26 protein-coding genes and 1 tRNA gene are annotated in these 22,797 nt (G+C 37.2%); 9 read left to right on the forward strand and 18 right to left on the reverse strand.

Annotation, left to right across the window (positions count from 1 at the left end; genetic code table 11):
• Window positions 1–21 precede the first annotated feature (21 nt).
• A complete protein-coding gene (locus RT138_RS05650) occupies window positions 22–1,008 on the reverse strand; it encodes a bile acid:sodium symporter family protein (RefSeq protein ID WP_313189929.1) in 987 nt (328 codons plus the stop codon).
• Window positions 1,009–1,154: 146 nt separating this feature from the next.
• On the opposite strand from RT138_RS05650, the gene RT138_RS05655 reads away from it, so the two are divergent.
• The 4 genes from RT138_RS05655 to rplI all read left to right on the forward strand — a co-directional run bounded on the left by RT138_RS05655 (window position 1,155) and on the right by rplI (window position 3,917).
• A complete protein-coding gene (locus RT138_RS05655; protein WP_237219459.1) occupies window positions 1,155–2,360 on the forward strand; it encodes a pyridoxal phosphate-dependent aminotransferase in 1,206 nt (401 codons plus the stop codon).
• Window positions 2,361–2,828: 468 nt separating this feature from the next.
• Window positions 2,829–3,197 carry a 30S ribosomal protein S6 gene (rpsF, locus tag RT138_RS05660; RefSeq protein ID WP_185212047.1) on the forward strand — a complete coding sequence of 123 codons (369 nt, stop codon included), beginning with the start codon at window positions 2,829–2,831 and terminating at the stop codon, window positions 3,195–3,197.
• The gene (gene rpsR / locus RT138_RS05665; protein WP_093096199.1) at window positions 3,197–3,460 is read left to right on the forward strand and encodes a 30S ribosomal protein S18; all 264 of its coding nucleotides are present in this window, start codon (window positions 3,197–3,199) and stop codon (window positions 3,458–3,460) included. Before rpsF ends, rpsR begins: the two co-directional genes overlap by 1 nt.
• A 13-nt stretch (window positions 3,461–3,473) precedes the next feature.
• Window positions 3,474–3,917: a 50S ribosomal protein L9 gene (gene rplI / locus RT138_RS05670; protein ID WP_185212046.1), complete on the forward strand. Its 444-nt coding sequence runs from the start codon at window positions 3,474–3,476 to the stop codon at window positions 3,915–3,917.
• A gap of 525 nt (window positions 3,918–4,442) precedes the next feature.
• Here rplI and RT138_RS05675 read toward each other — a convergent pair.
• From RT138_RS05675 to RT138_RS05705, 7 genes are all read right to left on the reverse strand, one after another.
• Entirely contained in the window at window positions 4,443–4,637 is a 195-nt protein-coding gene (locus RT138_RS05675) for a hypothetical protein (protein ID WP_313189930.1), read from the reverse strand.
• A 141-nt stretch (window positions 4,638–4,778) separates the two neighbouring features.
• Complete coding sequence (locus RT138_RS05680) at window positions 4,779–6,098, reverse strand: hypothetical protein (RefSeq protein ID WP_313189931.1); 1,320 nt, start codon at window positions 6,096–6,098, stop codon at window positions 4,779–4,781.
• Window positions 6,099–6,101: 3 nt separating this feature from the next.
• Window positions 6,102–8,138, reverse strand: a complete 2,037-nt coding sequence (locus RT138_RS05685) for a hypothetical protein (protein WP_313189932.1) — start codon at window positions 8,136–8,138, stop codon at window positions 6,102–6,104.
• Between the two features lie 25 nt (window positions 8,139–8,163).
• Window positions 8,164–8,847, reverse strand: coding sequence for a hypothetical protein (locus RT138_RS05690; protein ID WP_313189933.1), 684 nt, complete (start codon window positions 8,845–8,847; stop codon window positions 8,164–8,166).
• Between the two features lie 313 nt (window positions 8,848–9,160).
• Window positions 9,161–9,529 carry an aspartate 1-decarboxylase gene (gene panD, locus RT138_RS05695; RefSeq protein ID WP_093096189.1) on the reverse strand — a complete coding sequence of 123 codons (369 nt, stop codon included), beginning with the start codon at window positions 9,527–9,529 and terminating at the stop codon, window positions 9,161–9,163.
• A 16-nt stretch (window positions 9,530–9,545) separates the two neighbouring features.
• Entirely contained in the window at window positions 9,546–10,592 is a 1,047-nt protein-coding gene (locus RT138_RS05700) for a DUF6695 family protein (RefSeq protein ID WP_313189934.1), read from the reverse strand.
• On the reverse strand, window positions 10,579–11,565 hold the full coding sequence (locus tag RT138_RS05705; protein ID WP_313189935.1) for a cysteine synthase family protein: 987 nt from the start codon (window positions 11,563–11,565) through the stop codon (window positions 10,579–10,581). Before RT138_RS05705 ends, RT138_RS05700 begins: the two co-directional genes overlap by 14 nt.
• 308 nt (window positions 11,566–11,873) lie before the next feature.
• Between RT138_RS05705 and RT138_RS05710 the strand changes: the two genes are divergently transcribed.
• Entirely contained in the window at window positions 11,874–12,173 is a 300-nt protein-coding gene (locus RT138_RS05710; RefSeq protein WP_313189936.1) for an LPXTG cell wall anchor domain-containing protein, read from the forward strand.
• A gap of 16 nt (window positions 12,174–12,189) precedes the next feature.
• Here RT138_RS05710 and RT138_RS05715 read toward each other — a convergent pair whose 3' ends face one another.
• The 3 genes from RT138_RS05715 to RT138_RS05725 form a co-directional block, all read right to left on the reverse strand.
• Entirely contained in the window at window positions 12,190–12,378 is a 189-nt protein-coding gene (locus RT138_RS05715) for a hypothetical protein (protein ID WP_313189937.1), read from the reverse strand.
• A 33-nt stretch (window positions 12,379–12,411) separates the two neighbouring features.
• Window positions 12,412–13,281 (reverse strand): SPFH domain-containing protein, encoded by an 870-nt coding sequence (locus RT138_RS05720; protein WP_313189938.1) that lies wholly within the window; start codon window positions 13,279–13,281, stop codon window positions 12,412–12,414.
• A 178-nt stretch (window positions 13,282–13,459) separates the two neighbouring features.
• On the reverse strand, window positions 13,460–13,966 hold the full coding sequence (locus tag RT138_RS05725; RefSeq protein ID WP_313189939.1) for a hypothetical protein: 507 nt from the start codon (window positions 13,964–13,966) through the stop codon (window positions 13,460–13,462).
• A gap of 267 nt (window positions 13,967–14,233) precedes the next feature.
• Between RT138_RS05725 and RT138_RS05730 the strand changes: the two genes are divergently transcribed.
• Complete coding sequence (locus RT138_RS05730; protein WP_313189940.1) at window positions 14,234–15,370, forward strand: hypothetical protein; 1,137 nt, start codon at window positions 14,234–14,236, stop codon at window positions 15,368–15,370.
• Between the two features lie 42 nt (window positions 15,371–15,412).
• On the opposite strand, the gene RT138_RS05735 is transcribed toward RT138_RS05730, so the two are convergent.
• From RT138_RS05735 to RT138_RS05755, 5 genes are all read right to left on the reverse strand, one after another.
• Window positions 15,413–15,982 (reverse strand): cytochrome b/b6 domain-containing protein, encoded by a 570-nt coding sequence (locus tag RT138_RS05735; protein WP_313189941.1) that lies wholly within the window; start codon window positions 15,980–15,982, stop codon window positions 15,413–15,415.
• A gap of 21 nt (window positions 15,983–16,003) precedes the next feature.
• Window positions 16,004–16,456: a hypothetical protein gene (locus RT138_RS05740; protein ID WP_313189942.1), complete on the reverse strand. Its 453-nt coding sequence runs from the start codon at window positions 16,454–16,456 to the stop codon at window positions 16,004–16,006.
• Between the two features lie 7 nt (window positions 16,457–16,463).
• Entirely contained in the window at window positions 16,464–17,060 is a 597-nt protein-coding gene (locus RT138_RS05745; RefSeq protein WP_313189943.1) for a TetR/AcrR family transcriptional regulator, read from the reverse strand.
• 108 nt (window positions 17,061–17,168) lie between these two features.
• Entirely contained in the window at window positions 17,169–17,495 is a 327-nt protein-coding gene (locus RT138_RS05750) for a hypothetical protein (protein ID WP_313189944.1), read from the reverse strand.
• Between the two features lie 114 nt (window positions 17,496–17,609).
• Window positions 17,610–17,682 (reverse strand) — tRNA-Lys (locus tag RT138_RS05755).
• A 776-nt stretch (window positions 17,683–18,458) separates the two neighbouring features.
• On the opposite strand from RT138_RS05755, the gene RT138_RS05760 reads away from it, so the two are divergent.
• The 3 genes from RT138_RS05760 to RT138_RS05770 all read left to right on the forward strand — a co-directional run bounded on the left by RT138_RS05760 (window position 18,459) and on the right by RT138_RS05770 (window position 21,078).
• Entirely contained in the window at window positions 18,459–18,779 is a 321-nt protein-coding gene (locus tag RT138_RS05760; protein WP_185212012.1) for a DUF4870 domain-containing protein, read from the forward strand.
• A 62-nt stretch (window positions 18,780–18,841) separates the two neighbouring features.
• Window positions 18,842–19,795, forward strand: a complete 954-nt coding sequence (locus RT138_RS05765; RefSeq protein ID WP_313189945.1) for a DUF3829 domain-containing protein — start codon at window positions 18,842–18,844, stop codon at window positions 19,793–19,795.
• A 125-nt stretch (window positions 19,796–19,920) separates the two neighbouring features.
• A complete protein-coding gene (locus RT138_RS05770) occupies window positions 19,921–21,078 on the forward strand; it encodes a hypothetical protein (RefSeq protein WP_313189946.1) in 1,158 nt (385 codons plus the stop codon).
• Window positions 21,079–21,166: 88 nt separating this feature from the next.
• Here the strand turns inward: RT138_RS05770 and RT138_RS05775 are convergent, their stop codons facing one another.
• Both RT138_RS05775 and RT138_RS05780 read right to left on the reverse strand, forming a co-directional pair.
• A complete protein-coding gene (locus tag RT138_RS05775; RefSeq protein WP_313189947.1) occupies window positions 21,167–21,775 on the reverse strand; it encodes a dienelactone hydrolase family protein in 609 nt (202 codons plus the stop codon).
• Window positions 21,776–21,851: 76 nt separating this feature from the next.
• Entirely contained in the window at window positions 21,852–22,787 is a 936-nt protein-coding gene (locus RT138_RS05780) for a ring-cleaving dioxygenase (RefSeq protein WP_313189948.1), read from the reverse strand.
• Between the last annotated feature and the right edge of the window lie 10 nt (window positions 22,788–22,797).

A 22,797-nucleotide genomic window follows, 5' to 3' on the forward strand; every position in this document is an offset into this window, starting at 1 on the left:
TTAATTAAGAAACAATAAATGTTACTTTTTTGTTAATATACCCTCATCTTTCTGATTTCCCAAACGTTGTGCAATAATGGTCACCACAAAAATCTGAAAGGCATGATAAATCATCAATGGTAATATGTACAGCCCTAATTTGGGATTATTGGCAAACAAAAATTTAGAGAATACACTACCATGGGTAAGCGATTTCTTTGATCCACAGAACAATGCAGAAATCCTATCCTCCCGATTGAATTTCAATACATAACGCACGAGCAATAAAATAATCAGATAAACCGTAAAGAACAGGGCAATAACAGCGACAAATAAGCTTGCTAAATAACCTGTGCCAATGGTATTGAAAATATCATTCATAAAAGATTCCGAGAAACTGCTATATACGATCAGCAGAACGACTCCTTTATCAAAATTGGATAAAGCTTTGCCATACTTATGGGCCCATTTTCCCCAATATGGTTGTATCAGTAAGCCCAGTATCACGGGAAGTAATACTTCAAATAGAAGACCTATATACAACTCTCCGAAGACATTGACTTCGCCTACCTCTAAAAAGAAGTGCATCAGCAATGGGGTAATGGCAACACCGATCAACCCTGAAATCGAAGCATTGAATATGGCAGCAGGGACATTCCCTTTTGCAATGGAAACCATCACGACCGAGGAAGTTACGGTAGAAGGCAATGCGGCCAAGAAATAAAAGGATAGCCAAAACTGCTCCTGTGTTTCAGTATGCACCAACGGTCGGAACAACAGAACCAGCAGCGGGAATAGTCCAAAGGTGAAGAGCTGAACGGACAAATGAAGTTTCCAATTCTTCATTCCGTCCTTGATTTCATTGAAACTCAGTTTCAACCCATAAAAGAAGAACACCAACGCGACACCAACACTGATCAAAGCATTTAAAAACTTGCCGTCTAAATAACCTGCAACATCGGGATAAATGTAGGCAAGGAATATCATGAAAATTAAGGCTATTATAAACCCATCAAATTTTAACTTCATCTAAAACCTAAATTTTGCATACAAAGCTATAATTAATTTCATAAACACCTATTTACATCCATCTATTTAGAAAGTATCATTTTTATAGAGATTTTGTTACACTTTTCTCATCGATAATAAATTGTATATAATATATTTGCAATATCATGAGTACAACATCCATATTATCCGATAGAATAAACAATCTATCCGAATCAGCAACATTAAAGATGACCAAATTGGGCCGTGAACTGGCGGCTAAGGGCATTAATGTAATTAGTTTGAGTGTAGGTGAACCTGATTTCAATACGCCTGAGCATGTAAAAGATGCTGCCAAGAAGGCATTGGATGAAAACTGGACCCGTTACTCCCCTGTTTCTGGTTATCCTGAACTTCGCCAAGCGATCGTAAATAAATTAAAAAATGAAAACGGTTTAGATTATGATATCTCCAATATCGTGGTTTCCACAGGTGCCAAGCAATCCCTTTCCAATGTATTGCTAACCCTTGTGAATCCAGGTGAAGAAGTGATCATACCTACACCATACTGGGTTTCTTATTCTGAAATGGTGGTATTGGCCGAAGGAAAATCTGTTTATATTGATACGACGATCGAATCCGATTTCAAGATCACCCCAGAACAATTAGAAGCTGCGATTACTCCAAAATCAAAAGTCTTTATGTTCTCCTCGCCTTGTAACCCAACTGGTTCTGTATATTCAAAAGCTGAATTGGAAGCCTTGGTAAAGGTATTTGAAAAACACCCACAGATCTATATCATCTCTGATGAGATCTATGAGCATATCAATTTCGTAGACAAGCACGAATCTATCGCACAATTCCCTTCCATTAAGGACCGTGTAATCATTATCAATGGTTTTTCAAAAGCATTTGCAATGACGGGTTGGCGCCTTGGTTACATCGCTGCGAACAAAGAAATCGCTGCTGCAAACGAAAAAATGCAAGGACAAACGACTTCAGGTACATGTTCAATCTCTCAGCGTGCTGGTATTGCGGCATATGAGCAAGGATTGGAAAGTGTATTGGAAATGAAAGAAGCATTTGCCCGTCGTCGTCAATTGGTTTATGACCTATTGAATGATATCCCAGGTGTTAAAACAAACTTACCTGATGGAGCATTCTATTTCTTCCCAGAGATCAGCTCTTTCTTTGGTAAAAAGGATCCTGAGGGAAATGTAATCAATAATTCAGCAGACCTTGCTCTATACTTATTGAACTACGGTCATGTTGCTACAGTTGGTGGAGACTCTTTCGGTAACAACAATTATATCCGCCTTTCCTATGCTGCTTCTGACGAAAATTTAAAAGAAGCCCTTCGCAGAATCAAAGAAGCATTGGCGAATTTAAAATAGTATTGAGATTTGAGATATGAGATTTGAGATATTAACCGGAAAACCAATTCCGCATTAAATCTCAAATCTCTATATCCATTTCCCGCTTTTTATCTCAATACTCATATCTACCCTCCCATTAACCCCAAATAGATCAATTCAAACATTACAAATCCAATTAGCAACCCCATAGTCACCGCGACTATAATCCTCGCCCACCAAGGCAACCTGATAATATAATTCAACTTAACTTTTTACTAGTTTGTGCAGGGGCAAAGATGAAAATATTCGATAAAGATGAATCGGGATTGGGCAAGAATTTAGTGTTTTCTGTAAACATCTGACTACAATGGATTAGAAGGGATTGATTACCAAATATCAACACAAAAAATAATTCAGCATTTTTTTAATAATCAATTGATTTTTCTATCTTTGCACTTCCGTTAACATAACTACGGATAGAAATTAATAAACATAATTATTTACAAAATGCAACAGTACGAATCTGTAATCATTCTTACCCCGTTGCTTTCAGAAGATGCTGCGAAAGAAGCAATCGCAAAATTCAAAGACATCTTGACAGAAGGCGGAGCCGAAATTATCGCTGAAGATAATTGGGGTTTGAGAAAATTAGCGTATCCGATCCAGAAAAAAACAACTGGATTCTATCACTTAACTGAATTCAAGGCTCCAGGTGAATTAATCAAAAAATTAGAGGTTGAATACAAACGTGATGAGCGCGTGATGCGTTTCTTAACAATCTCTCTAGATAAGCACGCAGTGGCTTACAACGAGAAAAAACGTAGCGGTGCATTCAACAAAAAGGCAGAAACTAAAACTGAGGAGGTAGCAAACTAATGGCAAACGAAAACATCCAATACGTGACTGCTCCTAAAGTAGAGGACAACCGTAAAAAATACTGTCGCTTCAAAAAGAACGGTATTAAATACATCGACTACAAAGACGCTAACTTCCTTTTGAAGTTCGTAAATGATCAAGGTAAAATCTTACCTCGTCGATTAACTGGAACATCACTGAAATTTCAACGTAAAGTTGCTCAAGCCGTTAAACGTGCGCGTATTATCGGACTTATGCCTTACGTAACTGATTCATTAAAATAAGGAGGATACGATAATGGAAGTTATATTAAAACAAGATGTTAAACACCTTGGAGAGAAAGACGATATCGTAGTAGTAAAACCAGGTTTCGGCCGTAACTACTTAATTCCTCAAGGATTTGCAGTAATGGCGACGCCTTCTGCAAAGAAAGTATTAGCTGAGAATATCAAACAAGCTCAGTTCAAACAAGAGAAAATCAAAAAAGATGCTACTGAATTAGCAGGTAAATTAGAATCAGTAAAATTAACTATTGGTGCTAAAGCTGGTGAGTCTGGCAAGATCTTCGGAAAAGTTAACAGCATTCAAATCGCTGACGCTCTTAAAGCTCAAGGTTATGAAGTTGACCGCCGTCGTATCACTTTCGAAACTGAACCTAAGCAATTAGGTGAGTACATCGCTAACTTGAACTTACACAAGGAAGTGAAAGTACAAATCCCTTTCGAAGTAATCGCTGAGTAAGCATTTGACAATAAAAAAATCCCCGTTATCAAAAGATAACGGGGATTTTTTTATTGCTAGTATTTAGTAGTAAGTATTTAGTATTTAGACCGCATGGCTTTCAATTAACCGGAGCCAACTGATCATTTTCCTGAAGCTAAACTATTCAAAGGGTCATTAGCAATCGAGGATCTTTCATCATAATTTTTTTGAAGAAGCAGTCCTGATGGATTTAATATTGACCTTATTCGGGACACATTCCGAATTTTCGCAATACAAGCAAATCTATTCTCGAATATGCCTCGAATAAGTCTCGAATGAAACCCATATTTCAATCCATTGATTTCCTATTCAAAAGTACCATTTTAGCGGAGTATATCGTTGGAATGGGATGAAAGAAAAGTTTGAATTCCCAATAATCGGATAGAATATTCACCAATGCAATTAATTCAATGGTAAAGAAAAAGCCCCTCATATATTTAAGAAGGGCTTGTAGAATCCTATTGTTAACGGAAATGCTAAATTTCCGATATTAATTCCTATTGGTTAATATTGCCACAATACATCTACCCTATGTCCAGGGTGGTTATGTCTGCCCTTATTTCCTTTGTGTTTTTTCTTTTGTTGACCTGGTGCATAACGTTTTGCAGATTTACCACCGTATTTCTTCTTAGCTTGTCCAGGAGGCATTCCATGCGGATGATGATGGTGTGTATAACAAGAGGATACACTAAATGCCATAAATGCTACTAATAATAATCCCAAAAATCTTTTCATACGATATTCATGTTGTTCGCAATATATGACCAAAATCTAAGCCAAAAGTTTAAATTTTTAATAAAGCATTAATATTTAAATGTTGAAACACTGATTATCAATATTTTATCTGGATCCAATAATTTGATAAAAGGAATTAACCGCGGGGTTTTCAAAGACAAATCCACCCTTTAAACGAAGGCTATTTGGTCCCTCAGCGATACCATTCAGTTCACCTTTTAGGATTTTATCATAGTTTGGCAACCAGCCTAAGTATTTCGCTGAAACAGGTTTTTTCTGGTAGCTCAATACAAATACATTGGATGATGGCTTTAGATCAATATTTTGCCCAAATGTTGCAGGGTCTGTACTTAATCTGATCAGACCATTATGAAAGTCCTTGCCAAACTTATAGAACATCTTTTCTGGAAGGTATCCCAATAAATGTGGGGAAGCCATAACTTGAAAGGTTAATGAAGGAACTTCAACCTGATTGATTTCCTTTTTCTCGGTCATCTCAAAATTATCATCATAATCATAGGTAATGATGGTATCAGACTCCAGAACTTCTTTATCCTTCAATTCAATAGTGGCAAAATTACCTACATATTTATAGATACTATCGACTGGTAGTTTTAATTTTTCCAGTTCAGCTTCCTGATCCTTCAAAATAAGCGAAAGATCGGAGTTTAAGGCCATATAAAGCACGTTGTCTTCAGGTATCAAAGCTTGGACAGGCTTTGATGGAAAACCCAATAAAGAGGATTTTACAAAGGCATTAATATCCAATCTTCCATTTTGAAAATTAACGGTAGCCCAATTGTCTTTTTTGTCCACAAAGCTCATATCAGCATCTTGGATCTCCTTCAGCTCTTTGCCAAACCCATTGGCGTAAGCCCAATCCCCTTCGTCGGATTTCAACAATGTTAACATGGTTTCAGGCTGCTGGTCCTTTCCTAATGATAAAATCAATCTTTGATTATCAAAGAGAGCCTGTACATGCTTTTTGGAATATAGCTCCTGCCCTTTCTCTAAACCTTGGAAAACAGAATCTTGACTTAATCCTATTTGACCCTTAAGGAAACTTTTGAGATCTTCCCTATCCTTTACTTCCAATACAGCATAGTAATGACGTGAAGTATCACTTAAACTAAACATATATAATTTAGAAGGTATCTGCATCCCTATATCCCAAAACTTGGCTTTACCCCTAATTGTACTGGTATCCTTCTTGGATCCATAATACTCCGAATAATTGGAAAGGGAATTCTTGAACATCTTCAGGAGAAGACCATCCACATCCAAGCGAATTACTGAAACTGAATTTTCAGGGATTTTGATGTTTTCTGCTTTGGAAGATCTATAATACTTAAAAACAAAAAAACTTATAGCCATTACGGCTATAAGTCCTAATATAAATACTACTGTTTTTTTTATCCAACCCATAGGTTAATCATTTAATGATTTACTGACACGGTCCATAGAATTGAGCAAGAAATCTAGAGCATTTTTTCCGGTCTTAGGAAAATCCACACCAGCTTCCCATGTAAAATTCTTGCCTTTCAATCCATTGCTGATCATATAGATATCACCGTATTCGGACAATCCCTTCAATTCACTCTCCATCGAACGATGAACCGGAAGATCTAGATCATCAACCATACTTGGAACCTTTTTAGTATTGAACAACATGGAGAATTTATTTTTCTTGGCGATAGCAGCAAATCTTCCTGGATTTCCTTTAAAGGTTTTATCCTTGATCTGTTTCATCTGCTCAAGATCATTGCCCAAGAAAACGATCCCTTGCTGGATCAAGATGTATGGAGCAAATTCATCAACCTTTCCGCCAACAATCTCATAGATTCCATCATGGTTTACCATATTGTTCTCAAGCTCTAAAATAGCAAAGATTTTTTCAAATATGCGAGTATCATCGGAAGAGAACATCCACAAGTAGTTCGGGATTTTCTCCATTTTGGTTTTTTCTATCTCTTGATAATTGTAATCATCATCATATTCATAGTCAATATATTTCACTTCTTTTTGAGTGACTCCATTCAGGATAAACAGGTTATCGCCTTTAAATACTTTGGCAACCGCTTTTTCATCCACGATAATCTCCATACTGGTGGTGAATAGATCTATGATCTTCTCTACTTTACCATCCATTCCCCCATAAACGCGCTGTACGATCCTAGGCATGTGCTTCAAGTAAGCTTCGGTATTGAGGTTGATCGAAAGGAATCCTAAAGCATCGTCATTTAAGTAGTTCACAAACTTAGGATTGATTTTCTTATTGTACATTTCCTTATAGTACCTTGTCATCTCTTTATCAAAGCTGACATCACCAAGGATCTTCATCCTATTTCCGTCCACTACAACTGTACTGTTGATACTTTCGTATCCATAGTCAAAAGCTGGCTGTCCGCTCATATAACCATAAAGAAGGTTTCTAGGGTAATAAAAATGCATTAAGCTGTCTAATGAACCTATTTCAATTCTAAGCAGTTCATTATCTTTCATAGAGGTCATCTTTTTCGATTTGTAGCTTTTGATATTTCCAGCTATAATTCGATCCAATAGGTTATTGACCTGTTGGTTTGCAAAAACATTCTTAATGGAGTCATTATGATTCGATGTCTCGCTGTATTTTAGATAATAATCGTCTTGATATTCATCCTTTTCTAAAACGGAATCCACGTAAGTAAACTCATCTGGTACCATCGGTGGAGCGATATAACCTTCTTCCCCAGGCTGGGCCACTTTTTCGGGAGGCAATGGTAAACTATACAATTCTGATGTATCTCTTTCCACTGGAGCTTCTTCCTCAATTTGATACACAGTGTCCGCAGCTTCTGCCCAAGCTTCCCAATCCAAGGTGCTATCTGCTGCCACTGCTACTGAATCCACTCCATCATAGTCATAGTCATAGTCATAGTCTTCCGCCGCGTAATCATACTCCGGAAGTTCCAAAAGGCCAAATTTCTGTTTAATGTCCTCACGGCTGAAATAATTGTCCATAGGCACGCCTGCTAATAGGAATATGGTATTTTGATTCCAACTGATACGTAGTGTCCTATCCTCACTATAAATGGTATTTAGGTCGCCTTGTACATCAATGACATATTCCTCTGGAAAGATCGATTCAAATTGAGCCTTATTTTTCAATGGCATCATGGCTCCGAAGAACTGCATGCTATCATTGACATTGGTATACAAATAAGATTTTGCATGGATATCAATTCCTAACTCTTCGATATTTTCAGATTGAAATTTACTGTTGTCTTCTGCAATTTTTTCAAACAGACCAGCTCTTTTCAATATTTCGTTCAATTGTTGGGCACTCGCATGTTTGAAAAATCCTTTTCCGTTCAATGCGACCACCACTTTAGATTCAGCAGGAACCTTTGACAAGAGATCTTGCGAATATACATTCCCTCCCAGACTTACTGCCAATAAGGCGATGGCAAGTTTCAAGTTATTCATATATGTTTTATTAGATATTCTTAAATTATTTAAGGACAATATTGTTAGATAGATTGGCTTTACCATTAATTAAGCTAGGAACGGAAACCTTGACCATCACAGCTTGCTTGTTGCCTGAAACCTTACCGTTCGTATTGTCCTGCTTGATGACAGGATTTTGAAAACGATAGATACTGGTGTAAAATGCCTGATCGAAAGATTTTTGATTTTCAGGCTTTAGTTTGTCAAATTCTTTTTTTGCCTCGGTACTATACTTATAGTTACGCACAAAAGTTTTGCTACTTGGATTAAAACTATAGCTCGAGTAACTGTTTAATTTGGTTTTGAAATGTTTAGAAAGTGTTTCTGTATAGGAATTTAAGGCCTGCACATTTTGGAAATCACAGGACACACTCGCTATATAATTATTAAAATCAAGCTTATAATCTACGTTACTGATGCCTTTTGTATTCTTTAATAACTGAACGATGGTAGCCACTTCTTTTCTGATCTCAGCCTGATTAGGGATCTTGAACCCATCTATCTTATCCAACTTCATTAAGGATGACACCTTTGTACGGCTCTTGCTCATGTTCAGTGTTCCTACGATGGAACCACTGCCATTACTTTTCATGTTGATCTCTTCCACAACATCAAAACAAGAACTCAGCAATAAACAAAAAATAGAACTAATAGCAAGTAACCCGATTTTCCTGATCTTTTTCAACATATTAATAGTATTAGCAACCCAAATTTTAAGTCTTCGAAATTATCAACTTAAAAACACTTATCCTTCACTGATTTCAGTGATTTTTTAAACTTAATGCTTAAAGTTTCATCCTGCAAGCATCAGGATGCAATAATTATATAAAAAAACAATATTTATGGCGAGCATTATATTAGCTAAATCATAGAATGGCATAAATTGGCAATTCATGAAATGGCCAGCATCTCGCAATACAAATATCACGAATATCAGCAAGAACCAATAAAAAAGGCCATCTACAAAATGTAGACAGCCTAATAAATTGTATGGTTAAACCTTAGTAGTTATATTTCTCTACCGATTTAATTTCATTGTTACCTTCCGTAAATACCAAAGTCGGTTGATAAGTTTCTGCCTCTTCTGGACTTAAGTTCACGAAAGAAAGAATGTGTACAGTGTCGCCTACTTTAGCATGCAATGCTGCGCCACCATTCATACAAACTTCGCCACTTCCTCTCTTGCCGGGAAGGACATAAGTCATGATCCGACTACCATTTACAGCATTATTGATATATACCTGCTCATATTTTACAATTCCAGCTGCATCCAATAAATCTGCATCAATGGTGATAGAACCATTATAGCTTACATTTGCCTCAGTTACTTTTACGGTATGAATTTTTGCTTTTAAAATTTTTAATTCCATTTCTTATTATACTTTTTTAGATAGATTGTTTTATATTTAAATTATTAATATCTAGTGTATTAAACACTATTTCTTTATCATTCTGTTTAAGAAGATGCTTTTTATGGTGAACATGATAGCTAAACTTGAAATCATGTAAATCACTGTACGCAGCATCTGTAGTTCCGATTACGGAATATTCAACTTCTCCTTTATGGTTGAACTTACTAATTTCAGCTTCATCTTGATTTGCTGAAATGGAATACCAACAGCCTTCACCCAATCCACCAAGCCATTCTGCCTTGTTCGGAAGGTCTTTCGGCCTTTTAGGTTCTTCGATAAAGCCCAACAATAGGTCATCGGGAACTTCATGTGATCTTGATTTCAAGAAATTAGGTTTCAAGAGATCAACCTGGAATTTTAATGATTCCCAACGTCCCAACTTTTTCTTTTCCAAAACCCCATTATGGAAGCAATAGATCTCATTATCTTCGACAGCATTGACGACATTGCTGGTGGGGCTTGCCTTCAGGCATTCCGGAAAAAAGATTTTATTACAGCGTCGATCACTCTTTTCCATCGCATTGACCAAGATCTGGGCAACATAACGGGAACAACTGTTATTGTTCGGGGCTATCGCTCCGTACAAAATAGGCCCCTTATCGACCAGGGATTCGGCATATTCAACTCCTTTCTGAAAAGAAACATTTTCGGCAATGGAACATAACAACCGGCCCGCTCCGTGTGTGGCAGATTCTTTTTTGGACAATTCGACGAGGATCTCCTCAAAATTCATCAATTGATGGTCTTCCGAAAATCTGGCTTTGCTGATCAACTCCAACCTTGGGTCAAACTCGCTGGATCTCGCTCTTCCAAATCCTCGAGGAACGATATAACGCCCAAAATCAAAATACCTGAGATTGCCAGTCTTTCGTTCTATTAAAACTATGGCTGCATGCCCTACCTTGAAATTAAGGTTCTTTACTATCCCTAATTTCTTTAATATGGCCATCCATAACTCATCACCCCTCGCCGTTTGGTCAGGCCAAGCTATTGGAATTGCTATATCATTATATTGATGCATTATAGTTTTCTTTTACCTGAGGTTGAGGATAAAAATCCTGATATAACTTGTTAATATAGCGACTGCCATGGTCTGGAAAAAATAGGACCACTTGATCAGTTTCTTTCAAATTCATTCTTTCCAGGTTCTCGTCCAATGTGGCCAAGACAGCTGCACTTGAAAAACCTAATAAATCGCCACATTCCTCCAGATATTGATGGGCAATGACTTCTGACTTATCTTTTCCGATCTGAAAGATATGATCGACTACTTGCTTATCAAATGCTCCTGGAATAAATGTCCGTCCAATACCTTCTATGGCATCAAAACGAACTTCTTCCTCAGGGATTGGATTATTGTCCATAAACAGATGATAGACTGAATTCTTTGGTTCAACCCCCCAGATCTTGATCCCTGGATTACGCTCCTTTAAATACCTTCCAATTCCTGAAATGGAACCACCTGTACCAACACCAACCAAAACATGGGTGACTGCAGCATTTGTCTGTTGCCAAATCTCCGGTCCTGTTGTTATATAATGCGCTTTGATGTTGTTTGAGTTATAGTATTGGTTCGTAAAATAGGTATTGGGGTTGTTGGTACAAAAAGCCTGTGCAAGATATTGAGTGGAATTGAAAACATGCAAACCATTAGAATTATCGCATCGTTCAATTTCTGCACCATAACTCTTCAATAATTTAATCTTTTCATCAGAACAACTGGCAGAAACAAATATCTTCGACCTATAGCCAAGCTCTTTGGCGATCAGAGCGATGCTAATACCGGTATTGCCACTACTTGCTTCAACAAATGTGCCTCCCTCAACAATTTTATTGCGCTTAATGGCATCTTCAACCATAAACCATGCAGCCCTATCTTTGGATGATTTTCCAGGATTATAGAACTCCTCCTTGATTAAGATGTTTGTTCCATATTTCTTGGATAAATAATCCTCCCTTCGTAACGGTGTATTCCCAATAAAATCCTTTATCAATATTCCCTTTGTTTAGTATTTTGTTTATAATTTAACGTCAATATACTTAAGATTATTCTACTGTATTAACCTAAAACGTGCCAAAAAGTTTATTAACAGTATGGTTACAATCCGAAATGGCTAAAAAATTACCGTCAAGAACCTAACTTCCAGTAAATACAATCTCAAACTTTTAATATTAGGAAACTAAATAAAATTACAATAAATTTTAATAAAGTCTAACACAGGAGGTTTTAGCGCAATCATATTGTTACTAAAAATTGAAATCCTAGCTTATTTTTATAGTTTTGTCCTTTAAGATTATCGATATGAAACCAAAGACCATTGTAATCGCAGTATTATTGGCCTTATTAGCCATTGTCCTTTTCAACAATAAAGAGGAAGCTTCATTTTGGCTATTTGGGGACATCCGCACTTCTAAATTGATTATTCTAGGGATATTTTTTCTTTTAGGTGTTGTTGTCGGCGCTATAATATTCAGAAGAAAAAACAAGCACCCAAAAGAATATGGGATTACCAATACAATCAATCCGACCGAAGATCAATTGTTTTTGGGAAATGATGATGAGATGTCGGATGATGACAGAGAATACATCCGAAGGGACTAAAAATATGTTAAATGGATCAGTTGCTTTCTTCAACTGATCCATTTGTGTTTTTTGCTTTTGTTTTTTTCATTCGGCCAGATTTCTGCAAACCTTGATGGATCAGAAATTCTATCTGTCCATTCACGCTTCTAAATTCATCCTGAGCCCACGCTTCCAATAGCTTAAAGGTTTCTTCATCCACCCTGATCACAAAACTCTTTTTCATAAATCTTTCTTAACTATCCGGAATTACTCCTTATTAATTATAAAGGGTTCCTGCATTTACAATAGGCTGTGCTGCCTTCTCCCCACAGAGAACCACCATCAAATTACTGACCATCGCTGCTTTTCGCTCATCGTCCAATTCCACAATATTCTTGTCTGATAACTTTTGGAGTGCCATTTCAACCATACCGACAGCACCTTCAACGATTTTAGCTCGGGCAGCCACAATTGCTGATGCCTGTTGACGCTGCAACATGGCTCCTGCAATTTCTGGAGCATAGGCTAAATGCGTTATCCTGGCTTCTTCTACCACTACCCCAGCTTTGGATAGACGTGCTGACAGCTCGGATTCCAAGATTTTGTTGACATCTTCACCTCCATCCCTCAAGGTTAGATCCGCATTCTCATCCTCAAAACTATCATAGGCAAAACTTACGGCGAGATGTCGAACAGCAGCTTCGCTCTGCACCCTCACATAATCCATATAGCTCTGTACCTCATAAGCGGCCTTGTAGGTATCACCAATTTTCCAAACGATAACTGCGGCAATCTCAATCGGATTTCCCAATTTATCGTTCACCTTCAAGGTCTGGCCCTGTAGGTTTTCCGATCTAAGGCTTATTTTCTGAGCTGTATAGAATGGATTGATAAAAAACAGACCGTTGGCTTTGATGGTGCCCACATATTTACCAAATAGATTTAAAACACGGGAATGGTTTGGATTGACAATGATCAGCCCCTTTATGATTACGATAAAAACAATGAACAGGATTACCAATACTGGCACATATCCAATCTGCCCATGTGAACCTATCTGAATAAACGAGAAAATAATTCCTAGAAGGCTTAAAAACAATATCCCTAATGCTAAATAGCCTGATGTTGGTTTAATGATCTTTTCCATAATTATGATTTATTATGATATTATTTTGATATCATAAATATAGAAAATATTCTTTTCATATTTCCAAGAAATAAATCAAAAAAGAAGCACCGTTGAAAACATTTTTCAATGGTACCACTTAATCATTTGCAGAAAGCTATTAAATAGGTAAATAGCTATGGTTGAATATGTTTAAATCTTACAACGTACTCATTACTTCAGGCTTCAATACACCATCAAATTTCTTATCGACGATTAAAATAGCCACAGGTCGCATGGTAAAACTCTGTTTTTCACCGAAGGACTCTTTATATTTCAGCAATAGCTCTCCACCTTCTCTGTTCAGAGAAATGGAATCAATGCTAGGTTTTAAATCCGAACTCGCTGAAATGATCGCAATAACAAATTGCTTATCAAAATCGATGTTACTGGGCATTCCAGAATCACCCATAGTTGCTGCTGGCGAAAAGAATTCATCAAAGGCTTTTTGCGTTTCAATTTTGTGAGCACCATTTTTATCCTCTGGAACCGTGTTTTTTACAAAATAATTTTCGCCTAATACAAATGGAACCAGTTCCCTATTTGCTTCAGACTTCAGGTTTGTGCTGTCATTGATAGCATTTTCATTTTGCTTCGTTCCGGCATTATTGCTACAGGAAGCAAATAATAGTGCATTCAAGATGATTGGTATAAATAGATTTTTCATTGCGTCATGTTTATTTTATATCCATTAAATGATTGGAAAGCAAATTTGTTTGAAAAAATAACAGTCCTGGAATTTATCAAGGCTTTGAATAGAGAGAGCTTATCTAAAATTAACACCCAATTATCACAAGGGAATGAAATCCAACTATTTATAATAATAAGATAATTTGTTATATAATTTTAAATATCGAGAAAATTTTAACAATATTGTACCGTGTAAGGTTTGAGGGGACAATTACTAAAATTCATTTTATTGATAGATTGACATATGAATTTCCACATTATCAATGATTTATATTATAAAGATTTTCATGCGGGTTTTAAAGCAAGATATGATGTTTTTGAAACCATCAAGTCAGACCTGTCTGATTCCAATACCTATGAATTTTACAAGATCACGTTAAAAGATTCGAAATACAGGTTGAAAAGGATACTTTCTAGACGATATGCAAATTATGCCAATTACCTAGCCTTTAAAAAATATATAGCAGAATTGGACTCTAATGATGTGATTATGGTCCTGATTCCTTTTGAGAGCTTGTTTGAGGTGGCAAAAGCCGTTTATTCGAGCCTTTATAAGGCAAAAATAAATAAAGGATTGAGGATCATCATGATGATAATAGACTTAGATTCTATTCGGCGAATTGGGCAAATCGATCCAGAGCTAGAGATTAAATATTTAGATTTTGCAGATGTATTGATTTCCCAGAATGCGGAAATGTCCAGATGGCTGATTAGCAACCACATAGCAGCTGATAAGATCGTAGATTTAGAATTATTTGATTTCAGGCTCGATCCAAACCATCAACCTTCTGGTGTAGGGACAGCGATATTGGAGAAGAATATTGTTTTCGGAGGGAACTTAACGCCAGAAAAAGCAGCCTTCATCTACAAATGGAAGCCTAATTTCAAAACGAAGCTATACGGTATACATTTGGAACCAGTGGAATTGCATAAGAACATGGAATATTTGGGCGTATTCGATCCAGGCCACCCAACCATGGATGTCAGTGGCATTTCATTTGGATTGGTTTGGGAAGGAGACAGTACAAAAACCTGTACCGGTCTTGCCGGACAATATCTAAAATATTCCACCCCACATAAGATATCACTATACCTATCTCAAGGTCTGCCTGTCATCGTTTGGGAAGAATCGGCCATGGCAAAATTTGTTCAAGAGCATAACCTTGGACGCACGATAAAAAGCTTAAAGGACATTGAGAAAATTTTAGACAATATTACCCTCACAGAATATGAAGAAATCAGGACAAACGTTTTGAAAATAAAGGAAAAGGTGATTCGTGGTGAGTTTTTAAAAAATGCACTCAATCAATGCTTCATCAAACTGGACAGTCCTGATCTGCAGAGCAAAATAAATTTCAGTCAAAAAAAAGAGCTTCAATAGTTATTTAAACCATAAAAGCTCTTTATTCTTGAATCTATTATTTTAAGATTTATTTTCTTTATCCCCTCCTATCATTTTGGATGTAATCCCTTTTTTGTCAGTAGTTTCGGCGATCAAAACACCCAGCAAGTGAAGCACTATAAATATAGGAAACCAGTATAGACCCCATTTATGGACACTTTCTATGCTTTCTTTCCATTGGCTAAAAAAGCCTTTTTCTATACAGATTCCAGTAGCTGCAGAGATCATTACAAAAAGATAGAAATAGACATAGGTAAAACCTTGCAAACGCTCCTTTAAGGACTGAACCCTCAGGAATGGATTGGGAAACCTGATCCCTTTAACTAGCATATAGATAATCCTTGCTAAAAATGAAAAGATCATAATATGGGCAAATAGTTCATGCCATTCCCACATGGGTTCACGGATACCCTTCACAACCTCTGAAACCTGCTCTTTTGAAATGCCTGAAATCTGCTTTTCTAAAACAGGAATAATGTTATTCTTGCCCATCCAGTACATCCTGAGAAACCCTGTAATGAAAAGAACGGGCATTGCAAAAGCCATTATCCAATGCAACACGCGATGGAAAATGGTAAATTTTCGTTGCATACTCATGGTAATGGAATTGGCCTAGTTAAAAAATTTACTGAATTCCATATAGGAGTCATGAAGCTTGGCGATGATGACATTCACCTTTTCAGGATTTCTCTCGGCTTCTAATTCCTTGACCAATTCCATGTGAGGATGTAACCATTTATGCAATTCATCGTGTCCTTTTCCATCCATGGTACAGCTTTTTATGAGCTGGTCATTCTGTTCTTTTAATTCTTTTGCAAGCCGCAGGTTATCGGTTTGTTTTTCCTGCACATAAATTTGAATCAAGTCCACTCCCTTCAAAACAAAAGGCTTCATTTCTTCATTCATCGTCCATTTCTTTCCATTGTTCAATTCCAATGCTCCTTCAACATGGTCATGCTGATGTGCTGCATGGCTTTCTGCATCGTGATTGTGTGAATGATCTGAATTTTGATGGCAGCTCCATAGTAAGATGCTGCTAATCCCCAATAGCATTAATTTTTTCATATTCTGTTTATTTTGTTTTAATCATTTTCAATACCCCATTGACCACTGCCCTACCATCCTTGATGAGATCTGTCTTATTACCAGACAGCTTCCATTTAAGGACTGTTAGACGTATTCCACCCAATAAAATAGTTGCTAAGGTTGATGATTGGATCTCCGCATTGAAAACACCCTTGGATTGACCATTCAAGATATTCTGTTCTACGTAGCCCTGCATCAAGTCCAAGATCTGAGCAACCTTTATACTTAAGCCTTCATCAAAATGAAAGATATTCTCAGCAAATATGACACTCACAACTGCTGGTCTTTCGGTAAATGTCTTGAACTGGAAATTGAACAGGTCAATTAAATTCTCAGCAGGACTCTTCTGCTTATTGAAAGAGAGGCTGGAGATCCTATTCTCCATTCTAGCAATGAAATAGTTAAGCAGGCTCATGAGAATATCATTCTTACTCTTAAAATGCCTATACAAGGCTGGTTCAGTTACCTTGATGTCGGCAGCCAGATTCTTAATGGTCAGATTCTGTATGCCATACCGGTCAATTCTCCTAGTGGCAGCTTCAATGATTTCAATTTGCCTATCCGTATATCCTTCAATCTTCATAGCTACAAACCTTATGTTAGTTAGTATTCACTAACAAAGTTAAGTATTGTTTAACTGATTAATACAGAAAAAGATATCGATTTTAAGGAATGTTATATTGAGGAGTTTTCAGGATGGGTTAGTATGCATGCTGTAGCAGTAATTACTCGAATCCCGAGCGGGCACAATGCCTTGGAGATTCTCTTGGTCTGATCCCGCTAGGGTTGGTTCAGTCCCGCAAATCCCAGTCACTTGCCCTGAACCTTCTCCGGGTCGAACCATAAATGGTGCCTGCGGTGCCTGTCCGCCATGCCCACAGGCCAATAAGCAACATGCAATTATTCGAATCCTAGGTAGGCACATTGCCCTGGGATTCTCTTGGTCTGATCCCGCTGGGAGTGGTTCAGCCCCGCAAAGCCCAAACACTTGCCCTGAACCTTCTCCGTATCGAACCATAAATGGTGCCTGCGGTGCATGTCCGCCATGCCCACAGCCATTCCCGGATCATGCAACAATTCGAATCCCGAGCGGGTACAAAAAAAGCCTCACATTTCTGTGAGGCTTTTTTTGTGATCCCGCTGGGATTCGAACCCAGGACCCATACATTAAAAGTGTATTGCTCTACCAGCTGAGCTACGGAATCGTTGTTCTTTTATCGAGAACCCTTCGTTGTTTGAAGTGATGCAAAGGTAGGTTTTTTCAGAACAATTCACAATCTAAAAACACTTTTTTTTCATTATTCCCTTAAACAGCCTGATAATAAAAGAATTATTTTTTCAAAAACCCTCAATCCTGATTAAAAATCCCCTTTTATTTCATCGCTGGATGGGAATGGTCCTTTCATTTACTCCTAGCGATAATTACAGCTAATTTCAGTAGGCAGCAGTCAAGAATCACTGGCTTAGATATAGAATAACGCTACTTTAATGCTGAATAACAGTAACTTATAAATTCTTGTAGAGATTTTGTAGATGCTTTTTTATCGGACGTATAAACATTGTAGATTCTAATTAATTGTATCTGTCCCTGAAATTAAAAAACTTTGGATAACAAAAATAGAAACTATGTTTTTCATATTAGGAGTTAGAAAAAGTCGTATTGGAACTCAGGTTTGTTCCTCAGCATGCAGTTATTGCCAGCAAAAGGACACATTGGCCCTAATTGCTTACCAAAATTATTTCCATGTGTTTTGGATCCCTCTCTTCCCGCTTTGGAAGGAAGTCCATTCTGTTTGCGTGCATTGCAAGCAACAACGCAGAATGGGCGAATTTAGCCCCGAAATGAAACTAGAAGGAGTCGAATTAAGGAAAAGATCGAAAACTCCGTTTTTCACTTATGCACTACCGGCCTGCATCCTTCTATTTTTTATAATTAGCGCAATTGTATACTCAATTAAGTAAAAAATTAAACAATAACATTATGAACAACAAAACATTAGCCGTAGTCGCTTACATCACACTTATTGGTTGGTTAATAGCTTATTTTTCTGGAAAAGAGAAAGCCGATGACTTTTTAAGGTACCATTTGAGACAAGGTCTTGGCATCTTCGTATTTGGTATCTTCCTTTCCATTATTTTGAACATCCTTATGATGGTAACCGGAATATATTCCCTTGGATACATTGGATTGATCAACATCGTCTTGATGATCATTGGCGCAATCAACGCTTCGAACGGAGTAATGAAACCTCTTCCCATCATCGGGACATTCTTCGAAAATAAATTCAAGTTCATCAGCTAGTCAGATTGAACGATCACAAAAACTATACATAAAACATTTATTCACTTAATAAACAGATCAATATGAATTACAAAAGCATATATATAGGAAGCCTTCTGGCCATGGCCTTGTTCGCGAGCTGTAACAATACTGACAAATCAAAATCAGGTGAATCTGAAAGTACTATAGGCGGATTATTTAGTGGGAAAGATGACAAAAACAAAGCTAGCGAAATCATTAATTTCAACAATTCTATTGTTAAAGTTGATAATTCCCAAAATTCTGCCATCCAAACTTTTGCCAAAAACTTTGACAGTTTCGAAAAATTTGTAAAAGAGAAGGTGGAAAATCCGGAAGGCTTCATGACCATCCCGCCTATCATGATGTTCCCTCCTACTGTCCACAATCTAAAATCCCTTGTTTATCCAGATGGACTGAGCAAAGAATTCAAACCGCTTATCGATCAGATGAATGAAAGCTTTGATGCCATAAAAGAAATCAATAAAGAGGTAGATTCATATAAATCTGCTGAAGATTGGAAAGAAGACAAAGGGCAAAAATTAGTTGAATTAAGAGAAAAAGCAACAAGCGAAATCAAGAAATACCAAGACGCATCGACTGCTGTATTCGCTAAATTAAAACCTCTTGCTGAGAAAGCTGAGGAAACTACCTTGGATGGCAATCCATTGAAAGATCAATACGTAGGGTCGAAAAAACTATTGGAATTAGTGCAGAATACCACCAATATCGCGTTTGAAACTGAAGATCAAGGCAAATTGACTGCTGATTTCAAAAAACAATATCAAGATATTGAAAAGCTTTACAAGGAAAATAAAGACAAAGAAATTCCAAAGGACTTTCAGCCTAAGATTAGAACCTATGGAATGTTCAACGATGATGTAAATGATTTCTTAGGAAAAATGAGGATAGCACAACGTGAATTGGATGCGAATACCCCTTTGAGCGAAGACGCACTGAGAGGATTGGATAACGCTGCTGAATCCGTTCTAAGATCCTATAATGCATTTGTAGATTAAGCTTCTACAGCAAAGGGACAAAACTGCTTTTACCTTGTAATCCCGAGGTAAAAGCATGTTTTCATCAGAACATAAAAATCAAATGGAAGCTAGAAATCAACAGCTTTCAGTAAAATCAAGCATTAATGGAAAAAAATAAACTTACTTTCACTCCTTCAATAATCCTTGCTCTGTTTATTTTCCTGTCATTTTTTACGAGTTGTGATTCATTGACCGGCTCTAAAAAAGATTTCCAATGGAATGAGGAAGTGGCTGACTTAACAGACAAAGACCTCAAATCTTGGCTAAGAAAAGCTCCTTTTTCCAATGAACTAAAAGGCAAAGATAATGAAGTGATGTTCAGCAATGCCGAACAGGTATTCCCTTTCTTAGGAAAATACTACAACAGTGTAGAGCGACAAATAAAGAACTATTCCGATTCTGATGCTGGACATATTTATCAGATTGAAACGGTATTGTTCCAAGATCCGCAATGGGGTGACCTATTTGTCAATGCGGCATTGATGTACAATAATGATGAGCTTTTCTTAAATGATAGCAACATAGAGTCTGGAGACCCCATGTTTGAAGGAAAGGATGCCATATATAGTACCTACCATGGTGGCTTAATGGAAACTTCTGTCCACAGCAAGGGTCAGGATACTAAAAATGGCTTGTATTGGGGCTCGAACAGTGCAAAAACTTATTTATTGGGTTTTTATCAAAAAAACAACCTTGCTTTTGAAGTCGCTGTTCCATTAGTCGGACAAGACACGCTCGCCACATTAAACAAACTGAAAGAAGTCAACACAGCCCTTGCATTAAATGTCCCGGAGTGGACAAATGCCCAAATTAAAGACCTTAATCCAAATGACAACAATGGCACCTTTTGGAAAGATCCATTTCAAGGAATTTATGCAGTGAACTACTTCATACCGACAGTTTTTCTTAAAACCTTAGATACCGATTTTAAAGAAGAACAATCCTCAACTGATGAAATCTATCAATATTCTGCAAGCCATAATAGCGGTACGGCAAAATTCAGTACCAAAATAGCAACTAGCACCTTGAACTTTGAAGACTTTGAAAAGAAATACAAGGATTTCGCTCATTATGAATACTTCCACAAGAAATTATATTATGAAGAGAAGGAATCTGGCAATGAAATCCAGGGTAAGGCCTACGCTTTCTATAATCCTGAAAAAATATTAGAATTTGAGTACAGTTACCCTAAAAACAATCCAGAACTAAAAAAACAGATGCATTCCATCTTGAAATACGTCAAGATCACGAATCCCTACTAAAAGAAAATTGTATAGTATAGTTTATTAAGTGAAAAACCCCTTTGGTCCAAGACCTCAGGGGTTTTATTATTAAAAATAGAGAATAGACTTATTTAAAGATTGTTTCATTGACGATCTTGATTTCATCTTGAGAGATCGTATGCCCCATATTCGGATATATTTTCTCTTCTACCTGTGCTCCTAAGCTGCGCATCAGCTTAGTGCTTTCCTGCACCCGTTCCACTGGAACATGAAAGTCAGGGTCCGAAGTTCCGATAAACACGTTTGTACCTTCAAAATCACCGGCATAATGGTCAGCATGCAGCTTTTCACCAATCAGACCGCCAGTAAAAGCAACAACACCTCCATATTTTTTTGCATTTCTACTCGTATACTCCAAAGTCAAACAAGCCCCTTGGGAGAAGCCCAAGAAATAAATGTTTTCGTTTTCAATTCCTTTTCCATTGGCAATTTGCACTGCTTCAGCAATTAATTCAAGAGCGATGTCCAAATTTGGCTGATTTGAAATAATAGGCGCAATAAACGAATGTGGGTACCAGGTATTCTGATCAGCTTCAGGCCCTAACAATAAATAATTATCGACTTTTAAATATTCAGCTAGCCCCATGATATCTTGAGCAGAACCACCTCTACCATGAATCATGATCAAGGCTTTCTTTGGATCATTAACATTTCCACTTTGATATATTTTTGACATAATCTTATTATTTAAATTTAATGACTTAACAATTTAATGTTGAGGTAGATGACAATCATCCACCTCAACAAATAACTTATTTCAATACCGGCAACACTTTCTCAATTGCTGAACGTTGAGGCTCATATTGTTTTGGCAATTTTAATGAATTACCTAACTCAGCCAATGGCTCATCTACATCAAATCCAGGGTTTTCAGTAGCGATTTCGAACAATACACCTCCTGGTTCACGGAAGTACAAGGAGTGGAAATAATCTCTATCGATTTGAGGAGTAATCTGTAAACCAGCTGACATGATTTTTTCACGTAATTCCATTTGATCTACATCATCCTTCACACGGAATGCGATGTGGTGATTAGTTCCCGCGGTATTGATTCCTCGTGGAGCGTTTTCATCAACCAAAATGTCAATGATATTTGCAGTATCTATATTTTTGCTTTTGAATCTGTAACGATTACCTTCTTGGGCAATCTGTTCGTAATCCAACAAATCGGTTAAAACCTTTCCTGTTGGCTCTACATCCCTCAAGGTTAAAGTGCTGTTATGAAAACCTTTAGTAGCTACCTCTTTACCTACTTGTTCAGTAGTCCAGCCTGTTCTGTGATCAGCATCTTTTGGAACAACCAATGATAGATTCAATCCATCAGGATCCAAAAATGGAAGATACAACTCTCCAAAACGCTCAACAGCATCTCCGGTCAATACATTGTTTTTCCCAAAGCGTTCTTTCCAGAACTCTAAACTTCCTTCAGGAATCGAATAGGCAATTTCTGTTGCCATACCACCGCCGGTTCTACCTTTGCCAATGCCTTCCCAAGGGAAAAAGGTAAGGATGGTTCCAGCATTCCCTTTTTCATCTCCATAATAGAAGTGATAAGTTCCTGGATCATCAAAATTCACAGTTTTCTTTACCATTCTTAACCCAAGGGTATTGGTGTAGAAATCGTAGTTTCTTTGTGCCAAATTAGCGATGGCTGTTATGTGGTGTAACCCTAATACTTTATTGTTCATCTTAATATTC

Source organism: Sphingobacterium sp. (genome assembly GCF_032065005.1).
GTDB lineage: Bacteria > Bacteroidota > Bacteroidia > Sphingobacteriales > Sphingobacteriaceae > Sphingobacterium.

What these genes read in the sequence shown, in the direction of transcription:
- RT138_RS05710 (WP_313189936.1), top strand. Translation starts at nt 11,874, where the DNA reads ATGAAACCAAAGACCATTGTAATCGCAGTATTATTGGCCTTATTAGCC.
- RT138_RS05680 (WP_313189931.1), bottom strand. Translation starts at nt 6,098, where the DNA reads ATGGGTTGGATAAAAAAAACAGTAGTATTTATATTAGGACTTATAGCC.
- RT138_RS05750 (WP_313189944.1), bottom strand. Translation starts at nt 17,495, where the DNA reads ATGGTTCGATACGGAGAAGGTTCAGGGCAAGTGTTTGGGCTTTGCGGG.
- RT138_RS05770 (WP_313189946.1), top strand. Translation starts at nt 19,921, where the DNA reads ATGGAAAAAAATAAACTTACTTTCACTCCTTCAATAATCCTTGCTCTG.
- RT138_RS05690 (WP_313189933.1), bottom strand. Translation starts at nt 8,847, where the DNA reads ATGTTGAAAAAGATCAGGAAAATCGGGTTACTTGCTATTAGTTCTATT.
- RT138_RS05685 (WP_313189932.1), bottom strand. Translation starts at nt 8,138, where the DNA reads ATGAATAACTTGAAACTTGCCATCGCCTTATTGGCAGTAAGTCTGGGA.
- RT138_RS05715 (WP_313189937.1), bottom strand. Translation starts at nt 12,378, where the DNA reads ATGAAAAAGAGTTTTGTGATCAGGGTGGATGAAGAAACCTTTAAGCTA.
- RT138_RS05675 (WP_313189930.1), bottom strand. Translation starts at nt 4,637, where the DNA reads ATGGCATTTAGTGTATCCTCTTGTTATACACACCATCATCATCCGCAT.
- panD (WP_093096189.1), bottom strand. Translation starts at nt 9,529, where the DNA reads ATGGAATTAAAAATTTTAAAAGCAAAAATTCATACCGTAAAAGTAACT.
- RT138_RS05775 (WP_313189947.1), bottom strand. Translation starts at nt 21,775, where the DNA reads ATGTCAAAAATATATCAAAGTGGAAATGTTAATGATCCAAAGAAAGCC.
- RT138_RS05780 (WP_313189948.1), bottom strand. Translation starts at nt 22,787, where the DNA reads ATGAACAATAAAGTATTAGGGTTACACCACATAACAGCCATCGCTAAT.
- RT138_RS05745 (WP_313189943.1), bottom strand. Translation starts at nt 17,060, where the DNA reads ATGAAGATTGAAGGATATACGGATAGGCAAATTGAAATCATTGAAGCT.
- RT138_RS05725 (WP_313189939.1), bottom strand. Translation starts at nt 13,966, where the DNA reads ATGAAAAATCTATTTATACCAATCATCTTGAATGCACTATTATTTGCT.
- RT138_RS05740 (WP_313189942.1), bottom strand. Translation starts at nt 16,456, where the DNA reads ATGAAAAAATTAATGCTATTGGGGATTAGCAGCATCTTACTATGGAGC.
- RT138_RS05765 (WP_313189945.1), top strand. Translation starts at nt 18,842, where the DNA reads ATGAATTACAAAAGCATATATATAGGAAGCCTTCTGGCCATGGCCTTG.
- rpsR (WP_093096199.1), top strand. Translation starts at nt 3,197, where the DNA reads ATGGCAAACGAAAACATCCAATACGTGACTGCTCCTAAAGTAGAGGAC.
- RT138_RS05720 (WP_313189938.1), bottom strand. Translation starts at nt 13,281, where the DNA reads ATGGAAAAGATCATTAAACCAACATCAGGCTATTTAGCATTAGGGATA.
- rplI (WP_185212046.1), top strand. Translation starts at nt 3,474, where the DNA reads ATGGAAGTTATATTAAAACAAGATGTTAAACACCTTGGAGAGAAAGAC.
- RT138_RS05760 (WP_185212012.1), top strand. Translation starts at nt 18,459, where the DNA reads ATGAACAACAAAACATTAGCCGTAGTCGCTTACATCACACTTATTGGT.
- rpsF (WP_185212047.1), top strand. Translation starts at nt 2,829, where the DNA reads ATGCAACAGTACGAATCTGTAATCATTCTTACCCCGTTGCTTTCAGAA.
- RT138_RS05700 (WP_313189934.1), bottom strand. Translation starts at nt 10,592, where the DNA reads ATGCATCAATATAATGATATAGCAATTCCAATAGCTTGGCCTGACCAA.
- RT138_RS05730 (WP_313189940.1), top strand. Translation starts at nt 14,234, where the DNA reads ATGAATTTCCACATTATCAATGATTTATATTATAAAGATTTTCATGCG.
- RT138_RS05650 (WP_313189929.1), bottom strand. Translation starts at nt 1,008, where the DNA reads ATGAAGTTAAAATTTGATGGGTTTATAATAGCCTTAATTTTCATGATA.
- RT138_RS05735 (WP_313189941.1), bottom strand. Translation starts at nt 15,982, where the DNA reads ATGCAACGAAAATTTACCATTTTCCATCGCGTGTTGCATTGGATAATG.
- RT138_RS05655 (WP_237219459.1), top strand. Translation starts at nt 1,155, where the DNA reads ATGAGTACAACATCCATATTATCCGATAGAATAAACAATCTATCCGAA.